The sequence below is a fragment of the Streptomyces siamensis genome (genome assembly GCF_039543605.1).
GTDB classification, from domain to species: Bacteria; Actinomycetota; Actinomycetes; order Streptomycetales; family Streptomycetaceae; genus Streptomyces; species Streptomyces siamensis.
On the sequence record NZ_BAABKB010000026.1, the window covers coordinates 81101 to 91322 of the forward strand.

Here is a 10222-nt window from a genome sequence, read left to right on the forward strand (position 1 = left end):
CTGGCGTCGTGCGGGTCCGCTATCCCCGCGCGTACCTGTCGGTGGCCGCGACCAGCGCCTCCGCCATGCCCGGAGCGCCGGGACCGTGCCCGGCGTCGTCCACGACGACCAGGTCGCTGTCGGGCCAGGCCCGGTGCAGCCGCCAGACGATGCCCAGCAGGTTCCCGAAGTCGAGACTGCCCTGCACCAGCGTGCCCGGGATGCCCTTGAGCAGCGGCGCGTCCCGCAGCACCACACCTTCGGCGTTCCCTTCGCCCAGGAAGTGGTCGTTGCCCCAGTAGTGGGTGACGGTCCGGGCGAAGCCCATGCGGAAGGCCGCGTCCTCGTAGCGTTCCACCGAGCGGGGCGGCGCCGGGACGGTCGCCGTCTCCCAGTCGGTCCACGCGCGCGCCGCGCGTTCCCGCACCCGCGGGTCGGGCGACTCGATCAGCCGGTTGTACGCGGCGGCGAGGTTCCCGTCGCGGTCGTGCGCGGGCAGCTCGCCGAGGAACCGCTCGAACGCCTCCGGGAAGATCCTCCCCAGCCCCCTGGTCAGCAGCGCCACCTCGGGGTCCGAGCCGGTGGCCACTCCCGTCAGCACCAGTTCGGACACCGCGTGCGGATGGGTCTGCGCGTACCGCAGCCCGAGCACCGACCCCCACGACACGCCCCACACCAGCCACCGCTCGATGTCGAGCCGTCGCCGCAGCAGCTCCAGGTCCCGGATCAGACGGTCCGTCGTGTTGACGCCCATGTCCGTGTCGTAGGCGCTCGCGTGCGGGGTCGACCGTCCGGAGCCGCGCTGGTCGAGCAGCACGATCCGGTATGCGGCCGGGTCGCAGTAGCGCCGGTAATGCGGGGTGCAGCCGGAGCCGGGACCGCCGTGCAGCATCACCACCGGCTTGCCGCGCGGATTGCCGCAGACCTCCCAGTACACCTGGTTGCCGTCCCCGACATCGAGCATGCCGCGGTCATGAGGTTCGATCTCCGGATACAGGCCCATCCGCGCACGGTAACGCCCCTACCGCGGTGCCGTCGCGGCGATTCACGCCAACCCGGCCGCCTCCTTCGCCGTCCGCAGGACGTCCCGCAGCATCTCGGGGGTGAGCCGGCCGGTGAAGGTGTTGCGCTGGCTGACGTGGAAGCAGCCGAACAGTTCCAGCCCGTCGAGCGGCACCCGCGCCCCGTGCGCGAACACCGGCCGCGGCTTCGGCACCGCCCATCCTGCCTCGGCGAAGGCCGGCAGCGCGGCCTGCCAGCCGAAGGCGCCGAGGACCACCACGGCGCGCAGCGAGGGCCGCAGCAGCTCCAGTTCCCTCACCAGCCAGGGCCGGCAGGTGTCCCGTTCCGCCGGTGTCGGCTTGTTCGCGGGCGGGGCACAGTGGACGGGCGCGGTGATGCGGACGCCCCGCAGTTCCAGGCCGTCGGCGGCGGACACCGAGGTCGGCTGCGAAGCCAGGCCCACGTCGTACAGGGCCTGGTACAGCACGTCCCCGGAGCGGTCGCCGGTGAACATGCGACCCGTGCGATTGCCGCCGTGCGCGGCGGGTGCGAGGCCGACGATCAGCAGCCGGGCGTCCGCCGGGCCGAAGCCGGGCACCGGCCGTCCCCAGTACGTCTCGTCGGCGAAGGCGGCGCGCTTGGTGCGGGCCACCTCCTCGCGCCAGGCGACCAGGCGCGGGCACGCCCGGCAGCCGGAGATCCGCGTGTCCAGTTCGGCCAGGCCACCGGTGTCCATGCCTCCACCGTACGACCAGGTCATCACCACGCCCGCGGCCACCCGCGGATCGTCAGCAGGAGAGAAGGTCGCCCCCTGCTCCGCTGTCCCGCCGAGGTCCCCGGCCCACCGTGCCGCGGGTGACCTCGAACGACAGCCCCCGGGCTCGCCCGGCCCGCCGCATCCGGGGTGGTCCGGGCGACGGAAAAACCCGGAGGTGTCCGGGCCCAGGGGGACTAAAGTCGACGACATGGCTTCTCAGGGTGCTGACGGGGAGAAGAAGGACACGGGCGCGGGCGGTGCGCCCGGCTCCGGCGACGCGGCGGCCTCCGCCAGGGCCGCGGGTCCGGCGGGCGGCGAGAGCGTGCGCGTCGACAGCTGGATCTGGTCCGTGCGGCTCGTCAAGACCCGCTCACTGGGCGCCACCGCCTGCCGCGGCGGACATGTCCGGGTGAACGGCGAACGCGTCAAGCCCGCGTACTCCGTGCGCGTCGGCGACGAGGTGCGCCTGCGGCACGAAGGCCGGGAGCTGGTGGTCGTCGTCAAGCGCCTCATCCGCAAGCGGGTCGGTGCGCCCGTCGCCGTCGAGTGCTACGTCGACAACAGCCCGCCGCCCCCGCCGCGCGAGGCCGTTGCCCCTGCGGGCATCCGCGACCGCGGCACGGGCCGCCCGACCAAGCGGGACCGCCGCGACATGGAACGGCTGCGGGGGCTCGCCGCCGGCACGCCCGGTTTCGCCGACGCGGCCCGTGCGGCCGACGCTCCCGGCAGCGGCCCCGCCCCGACGGCCCGCCCGGGCAGGTCACGCCCGTCGGGCTCGTCCCGGTCCTCGGGCTCCTCGCGATCCTCCGGCGCACGCGGTCGCCATGACGGTTTCGGCGACGCGGACTCCTGAGCCGTCCGGGCGGGTCGGCGCACCCGACCGGACCGTCCCGCGACGGGACATCCAGCCCCACCGCGACTGAGGCACCCGTGACGCCGTACGGCGGCGAGGGCACCCCCTGTTGCCGGGGTGCCCTCGCCGCCGTACGGCCGTCATGCCCGTCGTCGCACCAGTCGCAGCAGCTCCGTGGTGTGGCTCCGCCTGGCCCAGGCGATCAGGGCGAGCGGCAGGACGAGGATGAGCGGGGTCGCCACATAGGGGCCGTGGATGGCGGTGATGTTGGCGATGAACGCGCCCACCATCAGCGCGCCGAGCGCCATCGCCGCCACGGAGTCGAACAGCGGGATCAACAGGGCGAGGCCTCCGGCGAGTTCGAGCGCGCCGATGATGTACATACCCGTGTGGCCCCAGCCCAGCTTGTCGAAGGTCTCGGCGGCCGACGGGTGCGCGATCAGCTTGGGCAGGGCACTCGCGATGGCGTAGAAGAGGCCGAGGACGATCTGCAGAGCGGTCAGGGAGACGCGTGCGCCACGGCTGCGCGGGGCGTTCACGGAGGCGGCGGAGGCGACTCGGGAGGCGGGGAGGGTGGTCTCGGACATGCTGGTCTCCTGTGGGAAGCGGTGGCTCGTGCTTTCACAGAGGTAGACCGGGCGGGCTCGCGGAACTCATCGCCGCCGGACGACATTTGTTCGCCTCGCTCGTACCTCGCCTCCGCTCTCCCGTGTCCCATTCCGGCCCCACGCCCCCGGAATCAGCCCCGCGTCGCCTTCACCGCCCTCATCCACACCCCGTCCTCGGTCAGGCGACGGTCCACTCTCAGCCCGGCCTCCCTCAGGGCCTCCTCGAACTCGTCCTCCGTCAGCGGGCGGGACAGGAACGTCTGGGTCCAGGTGGCGTCGGGGAACTCGTACTCCGCGCGGACCGAGTTCACCCCGTCGCCGACCGGATCCGCGGACAGGATGCGGACGGTGAAGCCGGAGGCGTCCACCCGCTCACGCGGCACTCGGGTGTGCCAGTCCTGCCCCTCGCGCTGGATCAGTACACAGCCGTCGTCGGCGACATGGCGGACGCAGGCGTCCAGCAGCGCTCTGCGCTCCCTCTCGTCACCGGTGTGCACGAGGAACGACCCGAGCATCACCACGTCGAAGGTCTCACCGAGCTCCAGGCCCTCGATCGTGCCGCATATCGTGCGGGCCCCACGGACGCGCTCCAGCATCTCGGCGGACTCGTCCACGGCCGTGACCATGAAGCCCCGCTCCAGGAGCGGATGGGTCACGCGGCCCACCCCGCTGCCCAGTTCCAGGATGTGCGCGCCCGGGGGCACCGCGGCGGTCACGATGTCCGGCTCGTCCCCGACGGGCAGGCGCGCATACAACTCGACGGCGCAGCCGTCCGGTGTGATCGCGCCCGGTCCGGTACCCGCGTGTCCCTGCCGCATCTCTGTCTTCTGACGCTTCTCGATGCTCATACCCGTCCAACGGACGGTCTCCGGCACCCCGTTCCAACTCACCGCCACTCGTTCGGGTGATGTGTTCGAGGGATGCCGGTTCGAGAAAGCGCCAATTCTGAGAAGGGCGGTTCGAGAAGAGCGGTTCGAGAAGCACCGGTTCGGCGAAAGGCGCCCGGGACCGCAGGCTCGGGTCGGTCACGGCACGAACCGTTCGGCTCACAGAGCGAACCAGCCGTGCCCTCCGTACCAGTGGCCGCCCGCACGCAGATGGTCGACGACCGCACGCTCCACGCTGTTGCGCCGGGGCAGCGTCTCCAGCGGCAGGTCGGGATCGCCGAAGACGAACCCGACGGGCACCCCGTCGTCCGGGGTGCCGTCCTGGTGGACGAGCGCGAACCGGTCCTGGAAGCGGACGATGTTCGACTCGGCGGGCAGATAGCGCTTGAGCTGGGGATCGAGCAGCCAGGAGTGGCACACGGCCACCCCGTAGCGCTCGTCGGGGAAGTGGCGGGCGAAGAAGTCGCGGGCCAGGGCGAGCGAACGGTCGCAGGCGGCGGGCGTCAGCGGCCCGCGGAAGTCGGTGATGTGCAGGCTCAGGCACGGGTCGCCGGGGCCCAGGTCAAGACCCGCGTCGGCGACGGCCCGGCCCGTGCGCCGGCCGAGCCGCGCCCGCTGGAACTGGAGCCTGCCCAGCTGGAACAGCTCCCCGTGGAAGTGCAGGGCTATCCACCAGGGGAACAGCAGTCCCGGTGTCCCGGCCCTCCTGCAGTGGACGGCCACGTGACGGCCGAGGTCGGCGAGGGTGCGCCGGGACACGTCCTCGGGGATGCCACGCTCCCGGTGGTAGGCCCGCACGTGGGGCAGCACCGCGACGAAGACGTACACGTGGAAGCAGCGCCCGAGTGCCCCGGCGGACTCCGGGAAGGCGGGCGGCTCCCAGCCCCTGCCGACCTCTCCCATGTCCCGCACGAAGCGGGCGACGCAGCGCGCGAGGAGGGTCATGGCCTCCGGGTCGGCGACCAATCGGGCGCGCAGCGCGACAAGTTCGTTGATGTGCTCGTGGGCCACGGTCAGATCGAGCAGCACGTCGGCCAGCTCGTCGCCGTCCGGGAGCACCGCTTCCACTCCTGGCGGACCTTCGCCCTCCAGGCTCTTCAGCCACTCCGCGAGTCCCGCGTCCGCCCGCAGCGCCTCCAGCAGCACCGTCGCCTCCCCCGGCGGTCGCCGTACCGACCGCTCTCACTTGGTGAACGTGCACCACGAAGAGTACGTTTCCCAGTAGGAGTAGTGATCCTGATGCGTACGGGCAGTGAACCGACGACAGCGCGCAGTGCACTGCGGGCGCGCTTCTGGCTGAGCCTGTGGGGCCTGGTCTGGGCGATCTTCGGGACGGTCGCGTTCGCGCTGGTCGGACGGCCCGGCTGGGCTGCCGCGTGCGGCGTTCTGTGGCTGGTCGTCACCGTCGACATGGCGATGATCCTGCGGCACATCCGCCAGGGACCGCACTATCAGCCGGGACGCGACGTGCCGCCTTACGCACCGCCGGAGACGCGACCGCCGTACCGGCCTCCGGGCAGTCGGCCGCCTTACCGACGGCCACCCGAACACCGTCACCCGTGACCACTCGGAGCAACGGCACCTCCGCACGGCCGGCCCGCTACGCGTCGAAGCGCGCCGCCTCCAGGTACTGCGGCTTCGGGTCGAGCGCCGCCGCCAGCCTGAAGTGACGCTTGGCCTGCTCGGGGCGGCGCTGGCGCTCGTAGGTGCGGGCGAGCGCGAAGTGCGCGAACGCGTTGTCCGGCTCACGCTCCAGGACGATCGTGAACTCCAGCTCGGCGGGGCGCAGTTGCGCGGCGGCGAAGAAGGCCCGTGCGCGCAGCAGCCGGGCCGCCGTGTTCTCGGGATGGGCGGCGATGACCGGGTCGAGCAGCTTCACCGCGCCCCGCGGGTCGCGCGCGGCGAGCAGGTGCTCGGCGGCGCGGAAGTCGATGACATGCGTCTCCGGAGTACGTCCGGTCGAACCGCTGGTCTCGGGCACGGCTGAATCCTTCCCTCACTGCACGGGGTCAACGCCCCCGTCGGGGGCCGCTATTCCCCGGGTCGGTGGGCTCGGCGCACGAGACCGTCCCATACGTCCCTTACACGGCGTTCCAACTCGCCGAGGGCCACGTCGTTGTCGATGACGACGTCCGCGACCTCCCGGCGCTTCTCGCGCGTGGCCTGCGCGGCCATGCGGGCACGGGCGTCCTGCTCGGTCATGCCCCGCAGCCGTACGAGCCGGTCGAGCTGGGTCTCTGGGGCCACGTCGACGACGATCACGAGGTCGTACATCGACGCGAGGCCGTTCTCGGCGAGCAGGGGCACGTCGTGCACGACGACGGCGTCGTCGGGGGCGGCGTCCTCCAGTTCGCGCGAGCGGGCACCCACCAGCGGGTGCACGATCGCGTTGAGCACGGCGAGCTTCTCGGGGTCGGCGAAGACGATCGCACCCAGCCGGGGCCGGTCCAGGCTGCCGTCCGGGGCGAGGACGTCCCGCCCGAAGGCGTCCACGACCGCCGCGAGCCCGGCGGTTCCGGGTGCGACGACCTCCCGCGCGATCCTGTCCGCGTCGATCAGTACCGCTCCGTGCTCGACGAGGAGCCGGGACACCTCGCTCTTGCCGGCGCCGATACCGCCGGTCAGGCCCACCTTCAGCATGCCCAGCAGCTTAGGCCCTGACGACGGCAGGCCCCTCGGCCGGGAGGGATCCCTCGGCCGGGAGTGCGGGTACGGCGGGAACCGGCCCGGTCGTCCTCGCGGCCCGGGGTCCGGGGTCCGGGGTCCGGGGTCCGGGGTCCGGTCAGGAGTCGCCCTCACGCTCGGCCAGGAACCGCTCGAACTCCAGGCCGATCTCGTCCGCGGACGGGATCTCCACCGGCTCCGCGAGCATGTTGCCCCGCGTGTCGGCGCCCGCGGCGGCGTCGTACTGGTGCTCAAGGCCCTGGACGAGGGAGACGAGCTCTTCGTCGCCCTCCTGGATCTGCCGGTCGATCTCGGTCTGCGTACGGTGCGCCTCGGTGCGCAGGGTGTGCGCGATGCCGGGAAGCACCAGGCCGGTCGCGGCGGTGATCGACTCCAGGACGGTCAGCGCGGCGTCCGGGTACGGCGAACGGGCGATGTAGTGCGGCACGTGAGCGGCGACGCCCAGGACGTCGTGTCCGGCCTCCATGAGGCGGTACTCGACGAGGGACTCGGCGCTGCCGGGGACCTGGGCCTCGTCGAAGGGGCTGCGGTGGCCGGGTACCAGCTCGGTGCGGTTGCCGTGCGGGGTGAGGCCGACGGGCCGGGTGTGCGGGACACCCATGGGGATGCCGTGGAAGTTCACCGACAGACGGACGCCGAGCCGCTCCACGATCTGCTGGACGGCGGCGGCGAAGCGTTCCCACTCCACGTCCGGCTCCGGGCCCGACAGCAGTAGGAAGGGCGCTCCGGTGGCGTCCTGGACGAGTCGCACGTCGAGGGTGGGCTCTTCGTAGTCGGTCCAGCGGTCGCGCTTGAACGTCAGCAGCGGCCGGCGGGCACGGTAGTCCACGAGCCGGTCGTGGTCGAAACGGGCCACGACCTGGTTGGGCAGCGAGTCGAGCAGCCGGTCGACGATCTGGTCGCCGGTCTCGCCCGCGTCGATGTATCCGTCGAAGTGGTAGAGCATGACAAGACCGGCCGACTCCTGGGCCAGCGCCACGTCGACGACGGCCAGGCCCTTCGGCTCCCATGCGTACAAACCCTGCGGATCAAGCACTGTGACCGCTCCTCCTCGTGTTCGTACAGCACAACATGGTGCGGAGCGCGGGCATTCCCGGACCGCGCCCCTCACCACCATCCTCTTACCCCCTTCTCGGCCGCCGCCGGACGGTCACGCGGACAGCACGCGCGCGTGGAGCGCCGTCACCGCCTTGCGGGCGGACGTGAAGGCGCCGTGCTGCCAGGCGTCGGTGTAGCTGAGCCAGTCGCCCGCGAAGTAGACCCGGCCGGTGGGCTCGTTGAGAGGTTTGTAGCGGCTGTCGTCGGGCCCGCCCGGGGTGTCGTGCCAGGCGGCCTCCAGGTGCGGTGTCTGGCGCCAGTGGTGCGAGAACGAAGAGGCGAGTTCGGTGCGGTACTTCTCGCCGTAGATCTTCACGCCCGCGGCCACGGCTCGCTTCTCGCGTTCCCCGGGGGTGAGCTTCGCGTACGCGTCGGCGTCACCGCCGTAGTTGTAGTAGCCGATCAGGACGCCGCGTTCGCCGTGGAAGCCGTAGGAGGGGTGCCAGATGTGGGTGACGTCCTGGTCGGTCTCGGTGATGCCGCCGTAGATGTGGTGGTCCAGTTCCCACCAGCGGGAGCGGTACTCCAGCCCGATCTTGCCCGCGGACTGCGGGGTGATCGCCTCCAGGGCGCTCTGCACTCCCGGTCCGAGGTTGTGCGGGACCTTGGCGAGGATGTTCGGCGGCAGGGCGCCGATGCAGTAGTCGGCGTCGATGGAACTGGTCCGGCCGGCCTGGGTGTACGTGACGGTGACGCCGCTGCCCTTGTCGGTGATCCTCGAGACGACGGCTCCCGTCCGGATGCGACGGGCGCCGATCGCCTCCGTCAGGGCCCTCGGTATCCGGTCCATGCCGCCCACCGGCTGGAACATCAGCATCGCCTGGTCGAACCCGAACTCGAAGGAGAAGTAACGGCCGACGCCGCTGGCGAAGACCTCGGACGCGGTGGGGATGCCGTCGAGCGGCACTCCGGGGGTGCCCGCCGCGGCGGGGACGGTGGTGTAGCCGCGCCGCTCGCCGCCCTCGTACGTCAGATTGTCGCCGAGCTCGCCGAAGTCCTTGAGGAACTCGACGAGTTTCTCCTGGTCGGCGGCGGTGAGTTCCTTGTCGAGGGCGCCCTTGTCGGTGGCCTTGGCGAGCAACTCGGAGACGTAGCCGTAGACATCGGCCTTGGCGGTGCGGTATCGCATCGGCTCGGTCATGCCCGCCGACTCGTTGAAGAGGTACGCGTCCGCGTTGGAGTTGGTGAACACCTCGACGGGGACGCCGAGTTCGCGGCAGTAGTCGAGGGTGACCATCCACTGCGGCAGGCGGGCCGGGCCCGCGTTCATGTACTGGCCCTCGCTGAAGCGGGCCCTCTGGGTGTTGCCGTAGAGGTCGGTGGTCGAATCTCCGCCCCGCACGGTGAAGTTGCGTCCGCCGGTGCGGTCTCTGGCCTCCAGGACCGTACAGTCGTAGCCGGCCTTGCCGAGTTCGTACGCGGACGCCAGTCCGGCGATGCCGCCGCCGACGATGACGACCTTCGCCGCGCCGCGTCCCGTGAGCGTGAAGTCGCTCGGCTTCGGGGCACGGAAGGGCTGTTCGCGCGGTGCGGCCTGGGCGGTGGGGGCGAGACCGAGAGCTCCCATGGTGGCGAACATCGTGCCCGCGCCACCGGTGAGACCCACCGTGCGCAGGAACGAACGCCGGCTCGTACCAGGACGGCTCTGAGGCTGTGGCATGACAGGGCTCCCCTTTCGATCTTGAACGACCGAGGAAGCCTCCCAATGGCCGGTTACGGCCCATCGGCAACTCGTGTATCCCGCACGTTTCTGCCCGCGCACGCGTCCAGCCGGGTGGACACCGTGCGCCACGAGACCACCGAGCGGCCGTGGCCCGCGCTCCCGGGGCGACGCGATCACCGGGAACGGTCAGCCGACGTCACAGGGACCGCACGCACCGAGGGCCCGTCGCCGGAAGGGCAGCCACCATCCGCCGGGTCGGCGGGGCGATCGCCATCCGCCGCGGTCGACAGGCAGCCACCATTCGACGGGGTCGTCGGTGCGGCCGCCGTCCACCGGGGTCGGCAAGGCGGCCGGCCGTGACCCGCGTGCTCGACGCGGCAGCCGCCGTGACCCGTGTGGTCGGCGGGAAACGCACTGCGGGCCCGCACCCTGATGGGTGCGGGCCCGCAGTCATCGGCTAGCGCCTAGCGGTGAGCTTTCAGCTCTGGCCGCCGGCGAGCTTCTCGCGGAGGGCAGCCAGGGCCTCGTCCGACGCCAGGGCGCCGGAGTTGTCCGCGGACTCCGAGGAGTACGAGCCACCGCCGGACGCGGCCGGAGCCGCACCCGCCGCGTCGCCGCCTTCGGCCGCCGCCTGGGCGTCGGCCTCGCGGGACTTGATGACCTGCGCCTGGTGCTGCTCGAAGCGCTGCT

At 71.9% G+C, this 10222-nt stretch carries 11 protein-coding genes and 1 pseudogene; 2 read left to right on the forward strand and 10 right to left on the reverse strand.

The window, feature by feature from the left end; genetic code table 11:
- Window positions 1–19: 19 nt before the first annotated feature.
- Window positions 20–982 (reverse strand): prolyl aminopeptidase, encoded by a 963-nt coding sequence (gene pip / locus ABEB03_RS28570; RefSeq protein WP_345655525.1) that lies wholly within the window; start codon window positions 980–982, stop codon window positions 20–22.
- Window positions 983–1024: 42 nt separating this feature from the next.
- On the reverse strand, window positions 1025–1717 hold the full coding sequence (locus tag ABEB03_RS28575; RefSeq protein WP_345655527.1) for a uracil-DNA glycosylase: 693 nt from the start codon (window positions 1715–1717) through the stop codon (window positions 1025–1027).
- A gap of 229 nt (window positions 1718–1946) precedes the next feature.
- On the opposite strand from ABEB03_RS28575, the gene ABEB03_RS28580 reads away from it, so the two are divergent.
- On the forward strand, window positions 1947–2591 hold the full coding sequence (locus ABEB03_RS28580) for an RNA-binding S4 domain-containing protein (RefSeq protein WP_345655530.1): 645 nt from the start codon (window positions 1947–1949) through the stop codon (window positions 2589–2591).
- Window positions 2592–2731: 140 nt separating this feature from the next.
- On the opposite strand, the gene ABEB03_RS28585 is transcribed toward ABEB03_RS28580, so the two are convergent.
- From ABEB03_RS28585 to ABEB03_RS28595, 3 genes are all read right to left on the reverse strand, one after another.
- Window positions 2732–3178, reverse strand: a complete 447-nt coding sequence (locus ABEB03_RS28585) for a DoxX family protein (RefSeq protein WP_345655533.1) — start codon at window positions 3176–3178, stop codon at window positions 2732–2734.
- Window positions 3179–3330: 152 nt separating this feature from the next.
- A complete protein-coding gene (locus ABEB03_RS28590; RefSeq protein ID WP_345655551.1) occupies window positions 3331–4017 on the reverse strand; it encodes a class I SAM-dependent methyltransferase in 687 nt (228 codons plus the stop codon).
- A gap of 228 nt (window positions 4018–4245) precedes the next feature.
- Entirely contained in the window at window positions 4246–5232 is a 987-nt protein-coding gene (locus ABEB03_RS28595) for an acyltransferase domain-containing protein (protein ID WP_345655535.1), read from the reverse strand.
- Between the two features lie 93 nt (window positions 5233–5325).
- Here ABEB03_RS28595 and ABEB03_RS28600 point away from each other — a divergent pair, with 93 nt between their 5' ends.
- Window positions 5326–5649, forward strand: coding sequence for a DUF6343 family protein (locus tag ABEB03_RS28600; RefSeq protein ID WP_345655537.1), 324 nt, complete (start codon window positions 5326–5328; stop codon window positions 5647–5649).
- Window positions 5650–5686: 37 nt separating this feature from the next.
- Here the strand turns inward: ABEB03_RS28600 and ABEB03_RS28605 are convergent, their stop codons facing one another.
- The 5 genes and pseudogenes from ABEB03_RS28605 to rpsA form a co-directional block, all read right to left on the reverse strand.
- On the reverse strand, window positions 5687–6067 hold the full coding sequence (locus ABEB03_RS28605; RefSeq protein WP_345655539.1) for a tetratricopeptide repeat protein: 381 nt from the start codon (window positions 6065–6067) through the stop codon (window positions 5687–5689).
- 50 nt (window positions 6068–6117) lie between these two features.
- Window positions 6118–6726: a dephospho-CoA kinase gene (coaE, locus tag ABEB03_RS28610; protein ID WP_345655541.1), complete on the reverse strand. Its 609-nt coding sequence runs from the start codon at window positions 6724–6726 to the stop codon at window positions 6118–6120.
- Window positions 6727–6868: 142 nt separating this feature from the next.
- Window positions 6869–7807, reverse strand: a complete 939-nt coding sequence (locus tag ABEB03_RS28615) for a PAC2 family protein (RefSeq protein ID WP_095933608.1) — start codon at window positions 7805–7807, stop codon at window positions 6869–6871.
- 114 nt (window positions 7808–7921) lie between these two features.
- Window positions 7922–9448 carry a flavin monoamine oxidase family protein gene (locus ABEB03_RS28620; RefSeq protein ID WP_425589317.1) on the reverse strand — a complete coding sequence of 509 codons (1527 nt, stop codon included), beginning with the start codon at window positions 9446–9448 and terminating at the stop codon, window positions 7922–7924.
- A gap of 562 nt (window positions 9449–10010) precedes the next feature.
- Window positions 10011–10222, reverse strand: a pseudogene (gene rpsA, locus ABEB03_RS28625) (30S ribosomal protein S1); the annotation flags it as partial.

What these genes read in the sequence shown, in the direction of transcription:
- pip (WP_345655525.1), bottom strand. Translation starts at nt 982, where the DNA reads ATGGGCCTGTATCCGGAGATCGAACCTCATGACCGCGGCATGCTCGAT.
- ABEB03_RS28575 (WP_345655527.1), bottom strand. Translation starts at nt 1,717, where the DNA reads ATGGACACCGGTGGCCTGGCCGAACTGGACACGCGGATCTCCGGCTGC.
- ABEB03_RS28580 (WP_345655530.1), top strand. Translation starts at nt 1,947, where the DNA reads ATGGCTTCTCAGGGTGCTGACGGGGAGAAGAAGGACACGGGCGCGGGC.
- ABEB03_RS28585 (WP_345655533.1), bottom strand. Translation starts at nt 3,178, where the DNA reads ATGTCCGAGACCACCCTCCCCGCCTCCCGAGTCGCCTCCGCCGCCTCC.
- ABEB03_RS28590 (WP_345655551.1), bottom strand. Translation starts at nt 4,017, where the DNA reads ATGCGGCAGGGACACGCGGGTACCGGACCGGGCGCGATCACACCGGAC.
- ABEB03_RS28600 (WP_345655537.1), top strand. Translation starts at nt 5,326, where the DNA reads ATGCGTACGGGCAGTGAACCGACGACAGCGCGCAGTGCACTGCGGGCG.
- coaE (WP_345655541.1), bottom strand. Translation starts at nt 6,726, where the DNA reads ATGCTGAAGGTGGGCCTGACCGGCGGTATCGGCGCCGGCAAGAGCGAG.
- ABEB03_RS28620 (WP_425589317.1), bottom strand. Translation starts at nt 9,448, where the DNA reads ATGTTCGCCACCATGGGAGCTCTCGGTCTCGCCCCCACCGCCCAGGCC.